This is a genomic window from Streptomyces sp. NPDC037273 (assembly GCF_055603625.1).
This window is the reverse complement of record NZ_JBVJVO010000002.1, coordinates 54,640-73,468: the sequence shown is the minus strand read 5'-3', so window position 1 is coordinate 73,468 and position 18,829 is coordinate 54,640. Positions and strand designations below refer to the sequence as shown.

General features: G+C 71.8%; 18 protein-coding genes and 1 pseudogene. 9 read left to right on the top strand and 10 right to left on the bottom strand.

The window, feature by feature from the left end; translation table 11 throughout:
• Positions 1–3 precede the first annotated feature (3 nt).
• Both ACZ7G1_RS05535 and ACZ7G1_RS05530 read right to left on the bottom strand, forming a co-directional pair.
• A complete protein-coding gene (locus ACZ7G1_RS05535; protein ID WP_470877718.1) occupies positions 4–1,476 on the bottom strand; it encodes a DUF4132 domain-containing protein in 1,473 nt (490 codons plus the stop codon).
• Positions 1,477–1,543: 67 nt separating this feature from the next.
• The gene (locus ACZ7G1_RS05530; RefSeq protein WP_470877719.1) at positions 1,544–2,767 is read right to left on the bottom strand and encodes an MFS transporter; all 1,224 of its coding nucleotides are present in this window, start codon (positions 2,765–2,767) and stop codon (positions 1,544–1,546) included.
• Between the two features lie 86 nt (positions 2,768–2,853).
• Here ACZ7G1_RS05530 and ACZ7G1_RS05525 point away from each other — a divergent pair, with 86 nt between their 5' ends.
• Complete coding sequence (locus tag ACZ7G1_RS05525) at positions 2,854–3,402, top strand: MarR family winged helix-turn-helix transcriptional regulator (RefSeq protein ID WP_470877720.1); 549 nt, start codon at positions 2,854–2,856, stop codon at positions 3,400–3,402.
• Positions 3,403–3,409: 7 nt separating this feature from the next.
• Here the strand turns inward: ACZ7G1_RS05525 and ACZ7G1_RS05520 are convergent, their stop codons facing one another.
• The 6 genes from ACZ7G1_RS05520 to ACZ7G1_RS05495 form a co-directional block, all read right to left on the bottom strand.
• Positions 3,410–3,982: a hypothetical protein gene (locus ACZ7G1_RS05520; protein ID WP_470877721.1), complete on the bottom strand. Its 573-nt coding sequence runs from the start codon at positions 3,980–3,982 to the stop codon at positions 3,410–3,412.
• 82 nt (positions 3,983–4,064) lie between these two features.
• Positions 4,065–4,823 carry a succinate dehydrogenase iron-sulfur subunit gene (locus ACZ7G1_RS05515; protein WP_030318427.1) on the bottom strand — a complete coding sequence of 253 codons (759 nt, stop codon included), beginning with the start codon at positions 4,821–4,823 and terminating at the stop codon, positions 4,065–4,067.
• The gene (gene sdhA, locus ACZ7G1_RS05510) at positions 4,823–6,577 is read right to left on the bottom strand and encodes a succinate dehydrogenase flavoprotein subunit (RefSeq protein WP_470877722.1); all 1,755 of its coding nucleotides are present in this window, start codon (positions 6,575–6,577) and stop codon (positions 4,823–4,825) included. Before sdhA ends, ACZ7G1_RS05515 begins: the two co-directional genes overlap by 1 nt.
• A 25-nt stretch (positions 6,578–6,602) precedes the next feature.
• Complete coding sequence (locus ACZ7G1_RS05505) at positions 6,603–7,079, bottom strand: succinate dehydrogenase hydrophobic membrane anchor subunit (RefSeq protein WP_470877723.1); 477 nt, start codon at positions 7,077–7,079, stop codon at positions 6,603–6,605.
• 8 nt (positions 7,080–7,087) lie between these two features.
• Positions 7,088–7,468, bottom strand: a complete 381-nt coding sequence (sdhC, locus tag ACZ7G1_RS05500) for a succinate dehydrogenase, cytochrome b556 subunit (protein WP_015035721.1) — start codon at positions 7,466–7,468, stop codon at positions 7,088–7,090.
• A 192-nt stretch (positions 7,469–7,660) separates the two neighbouring features.
• Entirely contained in the window at positions 7,661–8,278 is a 618-nt protein-coding gene (locus ACZ7G1_RS05495; protein ID WP_470877724.1) for a 2-oxo-4-hydroxy-4-carboxy-5-ureidoimidazoline decarboxylase, read from the bottom strand.
• Positions 8,279–8,474: 196 nt separating this feature from the next.
• On the opposite strand from ACZ7G1_RS05495, the gene ACZ7G1_RS05490 reads away from it, so the two are divergent.
• The 3 genes and pseudogenes from ACZ7G1_RS05490 (at position 8,475) to ACZ7G1_RS05480 (ending at position 11,457) form a co-directional block, all read left to right on the top strand.
• Positions 8,475–10,097: a beta-N-acetylhexosaminidase gene (locus ACZ7G1_RS05490; protein ID WP_470877725.1), complete on the top strand. Its 1,623-nt coding sequence runs from the start codon at positions 8,475–8,477 to the stop codon at positions 10,095–10,097.
• Positions 10,098–10,185: 88 nt separating this feature from the next.
• Positions 10,186–10,830: pseudogene (locus ACZ7G1_RS05485) on the top strand (DUF4328 domain-containing protein).
• A 66-nt stretch (positions 10,831–10,896) separates the two neighbouring features.
• On the top strand, positions 10,897–11,457 hold the full coding sequence (locus ACZ7G1_RS05480; RefSeq protein ID WP_470877726.1) for a hypothetical protein: 561 nt from the start codon (positions 10,897–10,899) through the stop codon (positions 11,455–11,457).
• A gap of 3 nt (positions 11,458–11,460) precedes the next feature.
• On the opposite strand, the gene ACZ7G1_RS05475 is transcribed toward ACZ7G1_RS05480, so the two are convergent.
• Positions 11,461–12,210 (bottom strand): Clp protease N-terminal domain-containing protein, encoded by a 750-nt coding sequence (locus tag ACZ7G1_RS05475; protein WP_470877727.1) that lies wholly within the window; start codon positions 12,208–12,210, stop codon positions 11,461–11,463.
• Positions 12,211–12,609: 399 nt separating this feature from the next.
• Between ACZ7G1_RS05475 and ACZ7G1_RS05470 the strand changes: the two genes are divergently transcribed.
• Positions 12,610–13,299 carry an RNA polymerase sigma factor gene (locus tag ACZ7G1_RS05470; protein WP_470877728.1) on the top strand — a complete coding sequence of 230 codons (690 nt, stop codon included), beginning with the start codon at positions 12,610–12,612 and terminating at the stop codon, positions 13,297–13,299.
• Complete coding sequence (locus tag ACZ7G1_RS05465) at positions 13,299–14,435, top strand: hypothetical protein (protein ID WP_470877729.1); 1,137 nt, start codon at positions 13,299–13,301, stop codon at positions 14,433–14,435. The genes ACZ7G1_RS05470 and ACZ7G1_RS05465 overlap by 1 nt, the downstream gene beginning before the upstream one ends.
• A 164-nt stretch (positions 14,436–14,599) precedes the next feature.
• Here ACZ7G1_RS05465 and ACZ7G1_RS05460 read toward each other — a convergent pair whose 3' ends face one another.
• The gene (locus ACZ7G1_RS05460; RefSeq protein WP_470877730.1) at positions 14,600–15,439 is read right to left on the bottom strand and encodes a L,D-transpeptidase family protein; all 840 of its coding nucleotides are present in this window, start codon (positions 15,437–15,439) and stop codon (positions 14,600–14,602) included.
• A 180-nt stretch (positions 15,440–15,619) separates the two neighbouring features.
• Between ACZ7G1_RS05460 and ACZ7G1_RS05455 the strand changes: the two genes are divergently transcribed.
• From ACZ7G1_RS05455 to ACZ7G1_RS05445, 3 genes are all read left to right on the top strand, one after another.
• Positions 15,620–17,200 carry an acyl-CoA mutase large subunit family protein gene (locus tag ACZ7G1_RS05455; protein ID WP_470877731.1) on the top strand — a complete coding sequence of 527 codons (1,581 nt, stop codon included), beginning with the start codon at positions 15,620–15,622 and terminating at the stop codon, positions 17,198–17,200.
• A 90-nt stretch (positions 17,201–17,290) separates the two neighbouring features.
• Complete coding sequence (gene leuE / locus ACZ7G1_RS05450) at positions 17,291–17,947, top strand: leucine efflux protein LeuE (protein WP_470877732.1); 657 nt, start codon at positions 17,291–17,293, stop codon at positions 17,945–17,947.
• A 44-nt stretch (positions 17,948–17,991) separates the two neighbouring features.
• Positions 17,992–18,810: a MerR family transcriptional regulator gene (locus ACZ7G1_RS05445; protein ID WP_470877733.1), complete on the top strand. Its 819-nt coding sequence runs from the start codon at positions 17,992–17,994 to the stop codon at positions 18,808–18,810.
• Positions 18,811–18,829: the final 19 nt, after the last annotated feature.

Below are 18,829 nucleotides of genomic sequence, written 5' to 3'. Positions count from 1 at the left end.
CCGTCAGGCCTCGCGGAAGACCTGGGGGAACGGCTGCGGGTCCTCCTGTTCTCTCCACTCGGCCCGCCACTCCGCGACCTCCTCGGCGTCCGCCCGCAGCGGATGCCACAGCCGCAGCCGTGCACCCGTGCCGACCAGGCGCGCGGTGCCGTCGACGCCCGCGAGGGCCCAGCCGCCCCCGGTCCGCTCGGGCAGCCCGGCGGTCCACCGCTCGCCGCCCGCGGAGCCGCCCGTGGAGCCGCCCGCCGAGCTGCCCGGGCCGCCGCCGGGCTCGTCGGAGTCCTCCGTGAGCTCCCACAGCAGCGCGCGGGCCAGGGTGCCGGTCACCGGATGGTCCACGTAGCACCGCTGCCAGTCGTCGGCCGGCCAGTGCGTCCCCGCCGTCAGGTGGGCCTCAAGGGCGGAGCGCTCGGCGGCGACGAGCGATTCGAGGGCCTTGGTGACCGCCTTGGCCACCGTGCGGTTGTGGACCGCCTCCGGCAGGCGGTCGAGCCACCGCATGGCCTCCTCGCCCCGCGTACCCCCGCATGCGCCGAGGACGGCGACGGCGGCCGTGGCCAGCGGCTGGTTGCGGCAGGTGCCGCCGGAGCCGCCGATGCCGGTGCCGGCGTGCAGCGCGACGGCGCCGACCGTGGGCACGACCCAGTCGGCGGTCACGTCGAGCGAGGCCCACAGCAATCCCCGTACCAGCGCGGTGTTGGTCTCGCCGGTGAGGCCCCGGACGGGGAGGTTCCAGGGGCCCAGATCGCTGATCCGGTGTTCGGGTTGGTCGGCGAGGCCCGCGAGGAGGAGCCGTATCACCTCCGGACCGTGGTCGGCCTGCGCGAGCAGGACGGACGCCGTCCGGCGCCAGGTCCGGGTCGCCCGGGGCCTGTCCAGGGTGAGGCAGTGGTCCAGGAAGGCGCTCACGCCCGGGCCGGTGAGCAGGTCGCCGTGGGCCGCGCGCATCGCGGGGCCGAAGTCGTCGAGCCCGTCGAGGAGATGGCGGGGGAGCGCCCCGGGGACGGCCGGGACCTCCCGGCGGAGCAGGGCGTCCATCCGGTCCCGCAGCGGGGCGCTCCCGGAGGCGTGTGGGGAGTCGGCCGCGCGGCGCAGGGCCCGGACTCTGGCCCGGTCGAAGTCTCCGGCCTGCTCGGCCGCCGACAGGGCGAGGGGGACCAAGGTGGAGAAGTTCTCCTGGAGTTCGTGCGGGGCGACCTGCGCGTCCTTGCCGACGAGCCGGGCGAGGAGCAGGTCCGACTCCTCGACGGTCCAGTCCAGTTGGCGGCCGGCCAGGTCGGCGAGGGCCGGCGCGACCCCGTGCCGGGTGCCGTGGCAGGCCCGCGACTGGAGCGCGAGCGCGCACGCGCGGAGCTCTTCCGTGTCCAGGGAGGCGAGCAACTCCCCGACCGCTCCCGGCCCTTCCGCGTGCTCGCGCGCCAGTGCCGCGTCCAGCCTGTCGCCCGGCCCCGGGTCCCCCACCATGCCGATCACCATGCGCACGACGGTAGTGGACCCCACCGACAGCGGCCGCCGGGCCGCCCTTCCCCAGCGGCACCCGCGCCTATCCGAACTTCCGCACTCCCGGCACCAGCGCCGTACCGAGGCAGCAGCCGCCGACCACCACCGCGGCGGCGAGGAGCGGGACTTCGGGGCCCCAGGCGGAGGCGGCGAGGGGGGCCAGGGCGTAGCCGAGGGGCATCGCGGCGAGCGAGAGGAGCCAGTCGTACGAGGTGACGCGGGCGAGCGCGTGGGCGGGGACGGCCTGCTGGACGGCGGTCTGCCAGACGGGGGAGAGGAAGCCGAGGCCGGCCTGCGCGAGCCCGTAGGCGGCGATGGTCAGGGGCGCGGGGGCCGCGACGGCGAGCAGGACCAGCGGCAGCGCGTACGTGGCGAGGCCGAGGTTCGCGGTGAGGACGGGGCGCCGGGGGCGTATCCGGTCGGCGAGCAGTGCGCCGAGGAGGAAGCCGACGGCGCCGACCTGGAGCATGACGACCCAGGTGGCGGCCCCGCCGAGCCGGTGCAGGGCGATGGCGGGTCCGAGGGTCATGAGGACGGCGGCGGCGCCGTTCCAGGCGCTGTGGCCGATCAGGCTCGTCCAGTACCAGTCGCGGGAGCGGACCTCCTGCCAGCCCTCGGCCAGGTCGGCGCGGAGCGAGCGGCGGGGGATTGTCACGCGTTCGACCCGTACGGCGGTGAGGAGCAGGGCGCTGACGGCGAAGGTGGCCGCGTCGAGGACGAACGCCCAGCCGGGGCCCACGGTCAGCACGAGGGCGCCGGCGAGGGCCGGGCCGCCCAGCCGGGTGGCGCTCTGGGCGACTCCCATGGCGGCGTTGGCGCGGTGCAGGGAGGCGGCCGGGACCGTTCCCTTGACGAGGGGTGATCCGGTCGGCATCGCGAAGGCCCCGGCGGCTCCGCCGATGGCCTCGGAGACGGCGAGGACGGCGAGGCTGGGGGAGCCGCCGAGCAGCTGGAGGCCGACGAGGAGCTGGGTGGCGCAGCGGACGAGGTCGGTGGTGAGCGCGACCGTGCGGGCGTCGAAGCGGTCGCCGACGACTCCGCCCACCGGCAGCAGGAGCAGTTTGGGGACCATCGCGCAGCCGAGCACGAGGGCGAGCGCGGTGGTCGAGCCGGTGGCTTCGAGGACCGCGAGGGCCAGGGCGGCGGGGATGGCGGCGTCGCCCAGGAGGGAGAGGGCGCGGCCGGTGAAGAGCAGGCGGAAGGGGCGGGTGCGCAGGGGGTGGGGGACGGGCGTGGGCGTGACGGTGTCCTCGGGGATCACGGGCATGCCACGCAGGGTATTTCGGCGCCGAATAATTCGTCAACGAAATACTTTCCCGTGAGGAGCGCCGCCTCCCGACGTACGATCACCCCATGGCGCATCCCGAGGAACCACGGGCCCCACGCGAACCCGCACCGCGTGACTGGACCGACGAGCACGTCGACCGCTGGCAGCCCGTCCTGCCCGGCCTCGACCCCGTCATCGAGGGCGCCGTCACCCGGATGAAGAAGCTCTCCGTCCACCTCCGCCGGGTCCGCGAACAGTCACTCGTCGACTTCGACCTGGAACGCCACGAGTTCGACACCCTCCACAAGCTCGCCGGGCGCGGCGGCAGCGCCGCCCCCTCCGAACTCGCCCAGGACCTCGACCTCGCCCCCGCCTCCGTCTCCGGCCGCCTCGACGTCCTGGAGAAGCGCGGCTTCGTCCGCCGCAGCCCCTCCACCACGGACCGCCGCCGCGTCGTCGTCGAACTCACGCCCTCCGGCCACGAGACCTGGCTCGGCGCCATGGACGTCCTCGGCCACGAGGAGTACCGCCTCCTCGGCGTCCTCTCCCCCGAGGAGCGCAGCCTGCTCAACGGCCTGCTGCGCCGGATCATGGTCGAGGCGGAGAGCGCGGAGGGCGCCCGCTGGCACCCCTGAGGCCGGGTCAGACGCTCAGCGAGCGCGCGTAGTTGAGCTGACCCATCACCCAGTGGATGGTGTCAGGACCGGTCGCCGGGATCATCGTCGCGTGGTGCCGGCCGCCGCTGGTCACCGTGACCTGGATGAAGCCCGTCGTCGTCTTCTCCTTCATCAGGAGGAACAGCAGCCCCAGCAGGCAGAAGATGAAGAAGACGATCGCGAGCACGATCGCCACGGTCGGCATCTTCTCCTCGGTCCGCGACATGTCCATCGCGTTCCAGACGGCGCCCTTCAGGGGCATCGGCCCGGCCGGCGTGATGATCTGGTCGCCGACCACGGTGATGTCACCGAGGCTCAGCAGCGGCGCCCCCGCGCCCATCGGCGCGGGCTGCGGCGGCAGCGGCACCCCGGCCGGCAGCGTCGGCTGGTACGGCGGCGGAGTCTGGTACGCCCCCGCTCCCGGCGTCGCGTCCTGCGGGTACCCGTACCCGGGCGTCCCGGCCTGCGGGTAGCCGTACGCGGGCCCCCCGGCCGTCCCGCCCTGCTGCCCGGGCCCCCACTTGTACTCACCGTCCGCGTAAGGGTTCGGCTCGCTCATCAGTCCCCGTCCTCCACAAAGAAAAAGCCCGCTCCTGCACGCCGCAGCGTACAGAAGCGGGCCGAATCACCGGACCCGGAGGTCAGAAGCGACGCGTGATGAGGGCGCGCTTGACTTCCTGGATCGCCTTCGTGACCTCGATGCCACGCGGGCAGGCGTCCGTGCAGTTGAAGGTCGTGCGGCAACGCCACACGCCGTCCTTGTCGTTCAGGATCTCCAGGCGCTGCTCGCCCGCCTCGTCACGCGAGTCGAAGATGAAGCGGTGCGCGTTGACGATCGCGGCCGGACCGAAGTACTGGCCGTCGTTCCAGAAGACCGGGCAGGACGACGTGCACGCGGCGCACAGGATGCACTTGGTGGTGTCGTCGAAGCGCTCGCGGTCCTCGGCGGACTGCAGGCGCTCGCGGGTCGGCTCGTTGCCCTTGGTGACCAGGAACGGCATGACGTCCCGGTACGCCTGGAAGAAGGGCTCCATGTCGACCACGAGGTCCTTGAGCACCGTCAGGCCCTTGATGGCCTCGACCGTGATCGGCTTCTCGGGGTTGATGTCCTTGATCAGCGTCTTGCAGGCGAGCCTGTTCTTGCCGTTGATCCGCATCGCGTCCGAGCCGCAGATGCCGTGCGCGCACGAGCGACGGAAGGTCAGCGTGCCGTCGACGTCCCACTTGATCTTGTGGAGGGCGTCGAGGACTCGCTCCTTCGGGTCGATCTCGATCTGGAAGTCCTCCCAGACCGACGCGTCCGACACCTCGGGGTTGAAGCGCCGGATGCGCATCGTGACCGTGATGTACGGGGAGGCGGCGGACTCCGCCTCGACCTTGTCCAGTACGGGGGTAGCCATCAGTACTTACGCTCCATCGGCTGGTAGCGGGTCTGGACGACCGGCTTGTAGTCGAGACGGACGGTCTCGGAGCCGTCCTCGCCGACCTCGCGGTACGCCATGGTGTGGCGCATGAAGTTGACGTCGTCGCGGTTCGGGTAGTCCTCGCGGTAGTGACCGCCGCGGGACTCCTTGCGCGCCAGGGCCGAGACGGCCATGACCTCGGCCAGTTCGAGCAGGTTGCCCAGCTCGATGGCCTCCAGGAGGTCGGTGTTGAAGCGCTTGCCCTTGTCCTGGATGGACACGTTCTCGTAGCGCTCGCGCAGCTCGGCGATCTTCTCGACGGCCGTCTTGATGGTCTGCTCCGTACGGAACACCATCACGTTGGCGTCCATCGTCTCCTGGAGCTCGCGGCGCAGGTCGGCGACCCGCTCGCTGCCCGTGGAGTTGCGCAGCTTCTCGATCTGCGCGACGACCATCGCCTCCGGGTTCTCCGGCAGCTCGACGAAGTCGTGCTTGGCGGAGTACTCGGCGGCGGCGATGCCGGAGCGCTTGCCGAAGACGTTGATGTCGAGCAGCGAGTTGGTGCCGAGACGGTTGGCGCCGTGCACGGAGACACAGGCGACCTCGCCGGCCGCGTACAGGCCCGGGACGACGGTGGTGTTGTCCGAGAGGACCTCACCCTCGACGTTGGTCGGGATGCCGCCCATGGCGTAGTGCGCGGTGGGCTGGATCGGGATCGGGTCCGTGTACGGCTCGATGCCGAGGTACGTACGGGCGAACTCGGTGATGTCCGGGAGCTTGGCGTCGAGCTGCTCCGGCGGGAGGTGCGTCAGGTCCAGGTAGACGTGGTCGCCCTCGGGACCGCAGCCGCGGCCCTCGCGGATCTCCGTGTAGATGGAGCGGGAGACGACGTCACGGGACGCGAGGTCCTTCATGACCGGCGCGTACTTCTCCATGAAGCGCTCGCCGTCCTTGTTGCGGAGGATGCCGCCCTCACCGCGGGCGCCCTCCGTCAGCAGGATGCCCATGCGCCAGATGCCCGTCGGGTGGAACTGGAAGAACTCCATGTCCTCCAGGGGCAGGCCGCGGCGGTAGCACGCGGCCTGGCCGTCACCGGTCAGGGTGTGGGCGTTGGAGGTCACCTTGAAGAACTTGCCGGTGCCGCCGGAGGCGTAGATGACGGCCTTGGCCTGGAAGATGTGGATCTCGCCGGTGGCCAGCTCGTAGGCGACGACGCCCGCGGAGTGCTTCACACCGTCGATCTCGGTGATCAGCTGGTCCAGGACGTAGAACTCGTTGAAGAACTCCACGCCCTCCTTGACGCAGTTCTGGTAGAGCGTCTGGAGGATCATGTGGCCGGTGCGGTCCGCGGCGTAGCAGGACCGGCGGACCGGGGCCTCGCCGTGGTTGCGGGAGTGACCGCCGAAGCGGCGCTGGTCGATCGTCCCGTTGGGCGTCCGGTTGAACGGCAGGCCCATCTTCTCCAGGTCGAGGACGGCGTCGATGGCCTCCTTCGCCAGGATCTCGGCGGCGTCCTGGTCGACCAGGTAGTCACCGCCCTTGACCGTGTCGAAGGTGTGCCACTCCCAGTTGTCCTCCTCCACGTTCGCCAGCGCGGCGGCCATGCCGCCCTGCGCGGCGCCCGTGTGGGAGCGGGTGGGGTAGAGCTTCGTCAGCACGGCGGTGCGGCTGCGCTTCGTCGACTCGATGGCCGCGCGCATGCCGGCGCCACCGGCGCCGACGATGACGGTGTCGTACTTGTGGATCTTCATGACGTGGATTACCTCAGCCCCGTGCCTAGCGGATGTTCGGGTCGAAGGTGAAGATCACCAGCGTGCCCAGAAGGATGGTGAACACCGTGGCGGTGTACAGCAGGCCCTTGAGCCACAGGCGCGTGTTGGCCCGCTCCGCGTAGTCGTTGATGACGGTACGGAGGCCGTTGGCGCCGTGCAGCATGGCGAGCCAGAGCATCAGCAGGTCCCAGACCTGCCAGAACGGGGACGCCCAGCGGCCGGCCACGAAGGCGAAGCCGATCTTGGAGACGCCGCCGTCCAGGAAGAGCTGGATCAGCAGGTGGCCGAGGACCAGGACGACGAGGACCACACCCGAGAGGCGCATGAAGAGCCACGCGGCCATCTCGAAGTTGCCGCGCGTGGCGCGCGGGGTCTTGCCGGTGCGCTTGCGCGGGGCCTCGATGTACGGCGCGGGGTTGTCCACGTCGTAGTGGCCGCCCTCGACGGGGCCGATCGCGGCGGAGGTCGTGTCAGCAGACATGAGTGGCGTCAGCTCCCGAACAGTTCACGTGCGGCGTGGCCGAGGACGGGGTACAGCGAGCCCGCCATCAGCACGACCCAGATGCCCACGACGGTCCAGAGCATCTGCTTCTGGTAGCGCGGGCCCTTGGACCAGAAGTCCACGGCGATGACCCGCAGGCCGTTCAGCGCGTGGAAGAGGATGGCGGCGACCAGGCCGTACTCCAGAAGAGCGACGATCGGCGTCTTGTAGGTCGCGACGACCTCGTCGTACGCCTCGGGGGAGACGCGGACGAGAGCGGTGTCCAGCACGTGTACGAACAGGAAGAAGAAGATGAGGACGCCGGTGACTCGATGAGCCACCCAGCTCCACATTCCTTCCCGGCCGCGGTACAGCGTTCCAGCCGGCACGGAAAAACCCTCCGGGAGCGGGGATCAGGGTCGGCCGGCTTCTCTGTCGGTCTGACCCGGCCGGGTACGGTCCACCGGCCCCGGTCATCGTAGCGACGACTTGTCGGTTCGCTCGCGCGGGGTCCATAGGTGTGATCAAACAGGCACGGACGGGCTATCGCACAGGGCGGAATCACCGCATTGCGGACGGAATCACGGCTCGGTGTGTCGCGGCGTGAGGCCCTCGGACAGCCGGAAGGCGAGCCGGGCCCGGGCGAGCCGGCGCAGTTCGTCGGCGGCGACCACCCGCTCCTCCTCCGGTTCGTTGCCGAGACGTGACCGGATGCCCGCCAGGACCTGGTCGAGCCGCTCCCCGGGACTCACTCCGTCGAGGCTGATCACGAACGCGTGCCCGAAGCTGCTCTCGTACGCGGCGTGGGCCGCCCGCAGTGCCGTCCGCGCGGCCGGTGGCGCCCCCGGGTGCGGCAGCGCCGAGGACTCGGCGGCCAGGGCGGTGTCGAGCTCGGCGCGCGAGAGGTCGTATCCGGCCTCGTCGGCGGCGGCGAGCAGGGCGTCCACCGTCGGGTAGGGGCGGTGGGCCGCCACCCGCTCCGCCCAGCGGCGGCTGTGGCAGCAGGACAGCAGCAGGGCCTCGGCCTCGGTGGGCGTGGCCGCGTTGAACGCGATGAGGCCGCCCGAGTGCCGGGAGTGGGTCTGCTGGGCGGGTATGGCAGGCGTGTCCGTGGAGCCCGGCTTCCGGCAGGGGGCGTGGGTGTCGCTGGTCAGCGTGGGCTCCGGTACTCCGGGACGGGCGGGGTGGGCGTGACGCAACGTTATCGACGGGACGGGGGAAGTGTCCGACGGATGCGCGAATTTCACCCGGAAGGGAGAGTTTCGGAACATCTGATGGACGCACCCGTTCCGCCGCCCGGGGATTACGCCCGCGCGCCGTCCCCCGAACGGCCGGAACCCGTCCGTGTCGCGTCCTCCGATTGGCCGGACCGGCTTCCGTACGGGAGGATTCCGAATGATGCGGTACTCCCTCCGGGGCCCCCGCCGGGGCCCCGCACTGATGGCGACCGCGGTGGCACTGGCCACCGTGGCGGCCTGCTCGAACGGATCTCCGTCCGGGACGCCGTCGTCCTCCGGCGGTACGTCGGCGAGCGCCACGCCCACCAGCGCGCCCCCGCCCTCCCCGACGCCGACCCCCACGCCGACCCGGACCTACGCGCTGTCGACCGCGCCGCGGACCATCCCCTCCGTCCGCTCCCACGAGGCCGCCCGTGGCCCTGGCTGGAAGCCCTCGCCGACCGGCGGGGTCGTCATCGCGGCGGACAGCGCGGGCCTCGCCGACGAGGGGAAGCTGATCGCCGGGGAGCTCGGCCTGCCGTACCGGGGGGCCGCGGCCGCCGGTCCAGGGGACGTCGAGCTGGCCCTGGGCGGCGACGGCGCCCGCGAGTCGTACACCCTCACCGTCCAGGGCGGCCGGGTGCGGATCAGCGGCGCCGACGAGGCCGGGGTGTTCTACGGGACCCGCACGCTCAAGCAGTCCGTCAAGGCGACGGGCGCGATGCCCGAGGGGACGGTGACCGACCGGCCCGCGAAGCCGCAGCGCGGGCTGATGGTGGACATCGCCCGCAAGCACTTCACGGCCGCCTGGATCGAGGACCGGATCCGTGAGATGGGCGACCTGAAGCTCAACCAGCTCGGGCTGCACTTCTCCGACGACCAGGGCTTCCGGATCCAGTCCGACAGCCACCCGGAGATCGTCTCCGCCCAGCACCTCACCAAGGCAGAGGTGCGCCGGATCCTCGCGCTCGCGGCGAGCCGGCACATCACGGTGATCCCCGAGATCGACTCGCCGGGCCACCTCGGCGCCGTCATCGCCGCCCACCCGGACCTCCAGCTGGTCAGCGCGAGCGGCCGGACCCCGCGCGGGGCCGTGGACATCTCCGACCCCGACGCGGCCCGGATCGTCGACGACCTGCTGCGCGAGTACACGGCCCTGTTCCCGGGGGCGTACTGGCACCTCGGCGCCGACGAGTACGTCGCCCTCATGTCGAAGAACCCCGAGGCGTCCTACCCGCGGCTGGCCCGCGCCGCGACCGCGAAGTACGGCCCGTCGGCCCGCGTCCAGGACCTCGCCACGGGCTGGCTCAACGATCGCGCGGCCGTCGTCAGGCCCACCGGCAAGACCCTCAAGGCGTGGAACGACGGCTTCTTCACCGGCGGGGTGGTCGCCGCCGCGAAGGACATCGAGGTCGAGTACTGGACCGGCAAGGAGATCGGCGCCCGCCAGCCCGTCTCGTACCTGAGCGCCGGCCGCAAGCTGGTCAACCTCAACGACGCGTACCTCTACTACGTCCTCGGCCAGCCCAACCAGTTCACCTACCCCACCGGCCGCCGGATCTACGAGCAGTGGACCCCGCTCGTCGTGCGCGGCACCAGCCCCGTGCCCGCGCGGTACGACTCCCAGATCCTCGGCGCCCGTTTCGCCGTATGGTGCGACCTCTCGAAGGCCCAGACGCAGGCGCAGGTCGCCGACGGCATCCGGATGCCCCTCACCGCCCTCGCCCAGAAGGTCTGGAACCCGGCGAAACCGCCCCTGACCTGGGAACAGTTCAAGGCTCTCGCGGCCAAGACGAGCTGAGAACCGGCATGGACGCGGCCGGTCCGCATCACATACGTTCCCCCGGCGGCGGCCATTCGGCCCCGCGTGTTCCTGGGGGGAACCACACATGCTCACGCTCAAGAATCCGAACGGTCTCGGGCGCGCGGTCGTCGCGCTGCTCGCGGCCAACATCGTCTTCGACGTCCTGCTCGGTCTGGTCGACGCCAACAGCCTGCTGTCCGAGGCCGGCGAGGACTCCTACGCTCCCGACTCCTTCGGAGGGGTCGACCTGGTCGTCGCCTACGGCCTGGCGTTCATGCTGTTCCTGGCGACCGGGATCGTCTTCATCCTCTGGTTCCACCGGCTGCGGCGGAACGCCGAGATCTGGGCCGGCGACCTGCAGACCCGGACGCCGGGGTACGCCATCGGCTGCTGGTTCATCCCGATCGGCAACTTCTGGATCCCGCGGGCGATCGCGGTCTAGATCTGGCGGGCCAGCCGTACGCAGCCGTACGCGGCCGACGACAAGGGGGAGCTGCGGCTCCTCAACGGCTGGTGGGCGTTCTGGGTCGTCAGCTCGCTGGTGAACTGGATCTCCGGGCAGATGTACAAGACGTCGGAGGCTCCCGGGACCTGGACCATGGCGACCCAGTGGTCGCTCGCGGGCTACGTCCTCGACCTCGTCGCCGCGGTCCTCGCGATCCGGTTCGTCCGGCGTCTGACCTCTATGCAGCACGCCAAGGCCACTGGCATGATTCCGGCCGCGCAGTGACGAAAAGGCGCCACCCGGCGCAGTAGTGGAAGTACTGCGTCCGCATCGGGTGGCGAGGAGGCGTCCATGACGTCGGGGAACGGCCGGAGCCTGCTGGAACTGATCGACGGGGCCGACGAGCGAGGACTGGCCGCGGCCGGACTCGCCTGCCTCGACCGGTGTCTGCCGCTGCTCGCCCCCGACCGGGGCGACGCCCTGCGGCCGGTGTGGGCGGCCGTCGCCCGCGGTGACGGGGACGCCTGGGGCGAGGCCGTCGCCAAGGCCCGGGTGGAACTCGACGCCGAGGGCACGGAGGACGCCGGAGCCGTCCGCGGGATGCTCGACGGGGCCCCGGCCGCCTGGACGGCCGAGGCCCTGCGCGCCTGGGCCGGCGGATGTTCCGTCACCGCCCTCACCTTGCACGGCCGCTACGACTCCGCCGGGGTGCCGGACGGACTCGTCGAGCGCTGCCTGGCCGGCGACGCCGACGGCGCGGGCCCGCTGCTCGCCGGGGAGCTTCGCCGCCAGCAGGCCGTCCTCGAATCGGCCGCCCACGGCCCGACCGGACTGCGCCGGGCCCGCGAACTCTCCGTCGAGGGCGGCCGCGTGCTGCGCGCCGTCGTCTCCCGCCGGGCCCGCACGGCCTGAGGGCTACTCCGCCTCGGGCGTCTCCGGTGCCTTGATCGTGATCGAGGCGATCGTCTCCGCGATCTCGCGCTCGGCCGTGGCCTTGTCCAGGCCGAGCCCGTTGAGCACGCCCTCGCCGTCCTCGTGTTCGAGGAGGGCGAGCAGGATGTGCTCGGTGCCGACGTAGTTGTGGCCGAGGCGCAGGGCCTCGCGGAACGTCAGCTCCAGGACCTTCTTGGCCGCCGCGTCGTACGGGACGAGCGCGGGCGGCTCCTCGACGGCCGGTGGCAGCGTCGCCGCGACCGCCTCGCGGACCTGGTCGGGGGTCACGCCCCGGGAGGTGATCCACAGCGCCGCGAGGCCCTCGGGCTCGGCGAGCAGGCCGAGGGCGAGGTGCGCGGGCGCGGTCTCGCCGTTGCGGGCGGCGGTGGCCTCGTTCTGGGCGGCCATGACGACGTTCCGCGCGCGGGGGGTGAAGCGGCTGAACCCGGCGTTCGGGTCCATCTTCTCGGCGTCCGGTTCCTTGGGGACGAAGCGCTTCTGGGCCGCCTGGCGGGTGACGCCCATGCTGCGGCCGATGTCGGTCCAGGAGGCGCCGGAGCGCCGGGCCTGGTCCACGAAGTGGCCGATGAGGTGGTCGGCGACTTCGCCGAGGTGGTCCGCCGCGATGACGGCGCCGGAGAGCTGCTCCAGCGCGTCGGGGTGGACCTTCTTGATCGCTTCGATGAGCTCGTCGAGACGGACGGGGACGTTCAGGCCGACTGGATTCGTCATGAGGCAACCGTAGGTTGACACCCCTTCACTGTCAACGGTCGGTTGACAGTGAGAAGGGCGCGGTGCGCCCAGGGCTGTGGAGCGGGGTGAAGGAAGAGGGGAAAAGGGAGACGACCGGGGCCGCCACCCCCCACAGGAGAGGCCCCGGTCGTCATCCACGGAGCCGCAGCACGGCTCCGTACTCCATACAGCGCCACGGGTGCGGTTTCTGTCACACCGCACGTGCACCGGCACGTGCACCGCGGAACGGTCCTCGAAGGTTGCAAGTTGTACAAAGACCCCGACCCGCGTGGACGCGATGCCGCGACACGACGTAGCGTGCAGATGCGCGAGGCAGCGTGGCGGTCGTGACCAGCCGCGGCGCCGCGACCGACGCGACCGACGAACAGGGTTTGGGGAGTGCTGGGGGACGACGCGGAGCTGACGGCCGCGGTGCTCGCTGCGCAGGACGGGGACGAGAACGCGTTCCGGACTGTGTATCGCGCCGTGCATCCTCGGTTGCTCGGCTACATACGGACACTGGTCGGCGAGGCCGACGCCGAGGACGTCGCCTCGGAGTCGTGGCTCCAGATCTCGCGCGACCTCGACCGGTTCGACGGCGACGCCGACCGCTTCCGCGGCTGGGCCGCCCGGATCGCCCGCAACCGCGCCCTCGACCACATCCGGATGCGCGGCAGGCGCCCCGCGTCCGGTGGCGACGAGACCGAACTGACGGACAAGCCGGCCGACTCCGACACCGTGAGCGAAGCCCTGGAGTCCCTGGCCACCGGCCACACCATGCGACTGATCGCCCAGCTGCCCCAGGACCAGGCCGAGGCCGTCGTGCTGCGCGTCGTCGTCGGCCTCGACGCCAAGAGTGCCGCCGACACCCTGGGCAAACGCCCCGGCGCCGTCCGCACGGCCGCCCACCGCGGCCTCAAGAAACTCGCCGAACTCCTGGGGGTCGACGGCGAGACCGGCGGTACGGAAGGGGCGGGCGGGACCGTCGTCCCGCTGGACGGAGTGCCTCCGCAACGCGGCCGCGGCACGGGGTCCGTGGCCCCCCGCGGTGTGACGCAATCACGTCCGCGTACGCAGAAGGACATGTGATGGCCGACGAGCGGTACCAGTGGCTCGATCAGGAGGCCGCGGAGCGACTGCTCCGCGGCGAGCCGGTCGACGCCGCCGACGACCCTGCGCGCGGCCAGGCGGAACGTCTCTCCGAGGCGCTCGGCGCCCTGCGCCTCCCGTCCGTCGCCCCGGCCGCGGACGCCGAACTCCCCGGTGAGGCGGCGGCCCTCGCCGCCTTCCGCAAGGACACCGCGGCCCGCGCCGACGCCCGCCCCGGTACGGCCGGAGCGGTCGGCCGCGTCGACCTCGGCGCGGTGCGGCTCGCCCCCGTCACCGCCCCGGCGCGCCGCTGGGGACGCTCCCTGCGGTACGGGCTCGCCGCCGCGGTCGCCGCCGTCACGGTCGGCGGCGTCGCCGTCGCCGCCGGCACCGGCGTGCTGCCGCTGGTGGGCGGCCCCGCGCCCGCGAGCTCCGTCACGGCGGGCGAGTCCGCCGACCCGCTCGCCTCCAAGGAGCCCGGCATACGCCAGGACCCCCGCACGCCCCCGGAGGGACCGGGCGGCGGCACCCCCGGATCGACTCCCTCCGCCGACGACGCCGGTACGGCTCCGGCCACCCAGGACCCGGGCGGGCACGGCGCGTCCACTCCGGGGCCCGGACGTACCACCGTGGACACGGGTACGGGTGGCGAGGACGGCGAGGGCGGCAAGGACGACCCCGCCGGCGGCACCGACGGCACCACCCTCAAGGACAAGGTCCTCAAGTACTGCCGGGACTACCGGGCCGGGAAGCTCGACGCCGAGGGCCGCAAGCAGCTCAACCGCGGCCTCCGCTCCGGCGACACCCTCGGCCGCTACTGCGACCGGGTCCTCTCCGGCGACCCCGGCACCTCCGAGGGCACCGGCTCCCAGGACGACCCCAAGGACGAGTCCGGCGGCGGCACGGCCGGCGACGGCCGGGGCGGCACGTCCGAAGGCGACGGCGAGAAGAGCGGCAGCGCGGGGAACGCGGGGGCCGCCGCGGCCGGCACCGGCCGCGGTACCGGCGAACAGCACGGCGGCACCCGGCTCACGGCCGTCCTCTCCACCGCGCTCCCGGCCGGGATCACGGCCGAGGCGACCGCCGGGACGACCGCCGGAATCACCGCCCAGGCACGCGTTCCGCTGCCGGTGTAACACTTCTCGGCCCGTCGGCGCAGTATGGAATGTGCCGACTGGTCATCGGCCGCGCAGTGAGCCGGGGTTCCCCCCGTACCTACGGCTCCGCGCACCCGGCGCGGGTGGGACACGTTCCCCCGGTCCCACCCGCGCCCCTTCTCTCCCGCCGAGGCTCTCCGCCCTTACCAGTGGACGACGACCTTGTCGCCGACCTCCACCTGGTCGAAGAGGGCCGCGAGCTTGGCCCGGTCCCGGACGTTGACGCAGCCGTGCGAGGCGCCGTTGTAGCCGCGCGCCGCGAAGTCCGCCGAGAAGTGCACGGCCTGGCCGCGGCTGAAGAACATCGCGTACGGCATGGGCGTGTGGTACAGCGTCGACACCCAGTCCTTGGCCTTCCGGTCCACCTGGAAGAGGCCCTCGCGGGTCGGCGTGTTCTCCGAACCGAAGCGGACGTCCATGGAGGAGACGACCTTGCCGTCGATCATCCAGGCCAGCGTCCGGCTCTCCTTGCTGATGCACAGCACCCGGCCGGTCATGCACCGCGGGTCGGGCGTGTCCAGCTTGTTGGTGGTGGCGGGCTTCAGCTCGTCGGCGGTCGGCTTCCGGGACGCCGAGAGCAGCCGCTCCCAGGTCTTCGCGTCGACCGAGCCCGTCTCGGTCAGCCCCTGCCGGGCCTGGAACCTCTTCACCGAGGCGGCCGTCATCGTGCCGTAGAAGCCGGTCGGCGCCCGGTCGAAGAAGTCGAGCTGGCGCAGCCGCGCCTGGAGCTCGCGGACCTGCTCGTTCTCGTCGCCGTCGCCCATCAGGGGCTTGGCCGCGGGCGTGCCCGTCGGGGACGGCGGCTTGTCGTCCGTGCTCGGAGACGAGGACGGAGCCGTCGACGGCGCGGTGGAGGTCGCGGCGGGCGGCTTCGCCGGGGTCGCGGTGCCGGTGCCGGGACCGGCCGCGTCCGGCGTACAGCCCGCGGCGAGCGCGACCGCCGCCGCGGCGAGCGCCACCCTGCGCAGGACGGATCCGCGCATGGCGGTACCGCTCTTGGACGTTCTGCGTATGACGGACGTGGTCCGCTTCATCTTTGCCCCCCGGGAGAAGTCGTGTGTACGTAGGGATGCTTCCCACGCGTGTGCGGTTGCGTTCCCGGGCCATCGACCGCGCATCCTGGGAGAAAGATCCAGTGACACGACAACAGGGAGGCACAACGCATGGCGCGCGAGTCTGAGTCGGGGCTGCCGATCGAGCCGGTCTACGGACCGGACGCCCTGGAGGGGTGGGATCCCGCCGAGAGGCTGGGCGAGCCCGGCGCGTACCCCTTCACCCGTGGTGTGTACCCGTCGATGTACACCGGCCGGCCCTGGACCATGCGCCAGTACGCGGGCTTCGGCACCGCCGTCGAGTCCAACGCCCGCTACAAGCAGCTGATCGCCAACGGCACGATGGGCCTCTCCGTCGCCTTCGACCTGCCGACGCAGATGGGCCACGACTCGGACGCGGCGATCGCGCACGGCGAGGTCGGCAAGGTCGGCGTCGCCATCGACTCGATCGACGACATGCGGGTGCTGTTCGACGGCATCCCGCTGGACAAGGTCTCCACGTCCATGACGATCAACGCCCCCGCCTCCCTCCTGCTGCTGCTCTACCAGCTCGTCGGCGAGGAGCAGGGCGTCCCGGCCGACCGGCTGACCGGCACGATCCAGAACGACGTGCTGAAGGAGTACATCGCCCGCGGCACGTACATCTTCCCGCCGAAGCCCTCGCTGCGGCTGATCGCGGACATCTTCAAGTACTGCAAGGCCGAGATCCCGAAGTGGAACACCATCTCGATCTCCGGCTACCACATGGCCGAGGCCGGGGCCTCGCCCGCGCAGGAGATCGCCTTCACCCTCGCCGACGGCATCGAGTACGTCAGGACCGCCGTCGCCGCCGGCATGGACGTCGACGACTTCGCGCCCCGGCTGTCCTTCTTCTTCGTGGCCCGCACGACGATCCTGGAGGAGGTGGCCAAGTTCCGCGCCGCCCGTCGCATCTGGGCGCGGGTGATGAGGGAGGAGTTCGGCGCGCGGAACCCGAAGTCCCTCATGCTCCGCTTCCACACCCAGACCGCCGGCGTGCAGCTCACCGCCCAGCAGCCCGAGGTCAACCTCGTCCGGGTCGCCGTCCAGGGCCTCGCGGCCGTCCTCGGCGGCACCCAGTCGCTGCACACCAACTCCTTCGACGAGGCCATCGCCCTGCCGACGGACAAGTCCGCCCGCCTCGCCCTGCGCACCCAGCAGGTCCTCGCCTACGAGACGGACGTGACCGCCACCGTCGACCCGTTCGCCGGAAGCTACGTCGTCGAGAGGATGACCGACGACGTCGAGGCGGCCGCCCTGGAACTGATGGCCAGGGTCGAGGACCTGGGCGGCGCGGTCAGCGCGATCGAGCACGGCTTCCAGAAGAACGAGATCGAGCGCTCCGCCTACCGGATCGCCCAGGAGACCGACAGCGGCGAGCGGGTCGTCGTCGGCGTCAACCGCTACACGATCGACGTCGAGGAACCGTACGAGCCGCTGCGCGTCGACCCCGCCATCGAGGCCCAGCAGGCCGAACGGCTCGCCCGGCTGCGCGCCGACCGCGACCAGCGGGCCGTGGACGCGGCGCTCGCCGCACTGCGCGAGGCGGCCCAGGGGACCGAGAACGTCCTCTACCCGATGAAGGACGCCCTCAAGGCGCGCGCCACCGTCGGCGAGGTCTGCGACGCTCTGCGCGAGGTCTGGGGCACGTACGTCCCCACCGACGCGTTCTGAGCCGAGGCGTTCTGAGCTGAGGCGTTCCGACCCATTTCACCCGTTGAAACTCAAAGCGGGGTGTCATACCGGTGTGCGACACTCCGCTTCATGCTGGGTGTCACTGATCTCTCGACCTATCTCGCGGGCGTCGTCCTCATAATCCTGCTCCCGGGGCCGAACTCGCTGTACGTGCTGTCCGTCGCCGCCCGCAAGGGCACCCGGACCGGATACAAGGCCGCCGCCGGCGTGTTCACCGGCGACGCGATCCTGATGACGCTGGCCGCGCTCGGTGCCGCCTCGCTGCTCCAGACCACCCCGCTCCTCTTCATGATCGTGAAGTACGCGGGTGCCGGCTACCTGGCCTGGATGGCCTACGGGATGCTGCGCTCGGCCCTGTCGATGTGGCGCACCCGGCACGAGACCGTCGCCGAGTCCTCCGCCGAGGCGGACGCCGGACCGTCCGAGCACCCGTACCGCCGGGCGCTGATCATCAGCATCTTCAACCCGAAGGCGATCCTCTTCCTGATCTCCTTCTTCGTGCAGTTCGTGGACCCGTCCTACGCCTACCCGGCGCTCTCCTTCCTGGTCCTCGGCACGATCCTCCAGGTCGGCAGCTTCCTCTACCTGACCACCCTCATCTTCGGCGGCACCCGGCTCGCGGCCGCCTTCCGCCGCCGCAAGCGCCTCTCCGCCGGCGCGACCTCGGCGGCCGGCGCCCTCTTCCTCGGCTTCGCCGCGAAGCTCTCGCTCAGCAGCGCCGTCTGACGTTTGACCCTGACACCGTGTGAGGGCGTTCCGTAGGAGTCGTCATGTTCACCATCGGAGACTTCGCCCGGCACGGGCGGGTGTCGGTCCGCATGCTGCGCCACTACGACGCCATCGGACTGCTGCGCCCGGCCCGGGTCGACCCGCACACGGGCTACCGCTTCTACACGGCGGACCAGCTCGCCCGGCTCAACCGCGTCATCGCCCTCAAGGACCTCGGCTTCACCCTCGAACAGGTGGGCGCCATCCTCGACGAGCGGCTCGACGCGGACGAGCTGCGGGGCATGCTGCGCCTGCGCCGGACCGAGCTCGAATCGGCCATGGCGGAGGCGCGGGCCCGGCTCGCCCAGGTCGGCGCGCGGCTCCGAGCCATCGAGAGCGAGGGACGCATGTCCACTCAGGACGTCGTCGTCAAGAAGATCCCCGCGGTCCGCGTCGCCGAGCTGAGCGCGGTCGCCGCGAGCTTCGGCCCCGACGACATCACCCCGGTCATCGGACCGCTGTACGACGAGTTGTGCCGCCGCCTGGAGGCCGCGGGCGTCAGCTTCGGCCCCGGCATCGCGTACTACGAGGACGCCGGCGAGGGCGACGGCTCGGTCGTCGTGCACGCCGGCATGACCGTCCCCGAGGGCACCGCCGCGGAGGGCGTCGACGTGCTCGTCCTGCCGGGCATCGAGGAGGCGGCCACCATCGTCCACCGCGGCTCCATGGACGAGATCCTGCCGACCTCGCAGGCCCTCGCCGCCTGGATCGACACCAACGGCTACGCCTCCACCGGGTACTCCCGCGAGCTGTACCTGGAGTGCCCCGAGGACCGGACCCGCTGGGTGACCGAACTCCAGGAGCCGATCGCGCGCGCCTGACCCCCCAAGGCGTTTCCCC

Bases quoted from the DNA above. Each gene is read 5' to 3' on its own strand.
- ACZ7G1_RS05535 (WP_470877718.1), bottom strand. From the start codon at position 1,476: ATGGTGATCGGCATGGTGGGGGACCCGGGGCCGGGCGACAGGCTGGAC.
- ACZ7G1_RS05530 (WP_470877719.1), bottom strand. From the start codon at position 2,767: ATGCCCGTGATCCCCGAGGACACCGTCACGCCCACGCCCGTCCCCCAC.
- ACZ7G1_RS05525 (WP_470877720.1), top strand. From the start codon at position 2,854: ATGGCGCATCCCGAGGAACCACGGGCCCCACGCGAACCCGCACCGCGT.
- ACZ7G1_RS05520 (WP_470877721.1), bottom strand. From the start codon at position 3,982: ATGAGCGAGCCGAACCCTTACGCGGACGGTGAGTACAAGTGGGGGCCC.
- ACZ7G1_RS05515 (WP_030318427.1), bottom strand. From the start codon at position 4,823: ATGGCTACCCCCGTACTGGACAAGGTCGAGGCGGAGTCCGCCGCCTCC.
- sdhA (WP_470877722.1), bottom strand. From the start codon at position 6,577: ATGAAGATCCACAAGTACGACACCGTCATCGTCGGCGCCGGTGGCGCC.
- ACZ7G1_RS05505 (WP_470877723.1), bottom strand. From the start codon at position 7,079: ATGTCTGCTGACACGACCTCCGCCGCGATCGGCCCCGTCGAGGGCGGC.
- ACZ7G1_RS05490 (WP_470877725.1), top strand. From the start codon at position 8,475: ATGATGCGGTACTCCCTCCGGGGCCCCCGCCGGGGCCCCGCACTGATG.
- ACZ7G1_RS05480 (WP_470877726.1), top strand. From the start codon at position 10,897: ATGACGTCGGGGAACGGCCGGAGCCTGCTGGAACTGATCGACGGGGCC.
- ACZ7G1_RS05475 (WP_470877727.1), bottom strand. From the start codon at position 12,210: ATGACGAATCCAGTCGGCCTGAACGTCCCCGTCCGTCTCGACGAGCTC.
- ACZ7G1_RS05465 (WP_470877729.1), top strand. From the start codon at position 13,299: ATGGCCGACGAGCGGTACCAGTGGCTCGATCAGGAGGCCGCGGAGCGA.
- ACZ7G1_RS05460 (WP_470877730.1), bottom strand. From the start codon at position 15,439: ATGCGCGGATCCGTCCTGCGCAGGGTGGCGCTCGCCGCGGCGGCGGTC.
- ACZ7G1_RS05455 (WP_470877731.1), top strand. From the start codon at position 15,620: ATGGCGCGCGAGTCTGAGTCGGGGCTGCCGATCGAGCCGGTCTACGGA.
- leuE (WP_470877732.1), top strand. From the start codon at position 17,291: ATGCTGGGTGTCACTGATCTCTCGACCTATCTCGCGGGCGTCGTCCTC.
- ACZ7G1_RS05445 (WP_470877733.1), top strand. From the start codon at position 17,992: ATGTTCACCATCGGAGACTTCGCCCGGCACGGGCGGGTGTCGGTCCGC.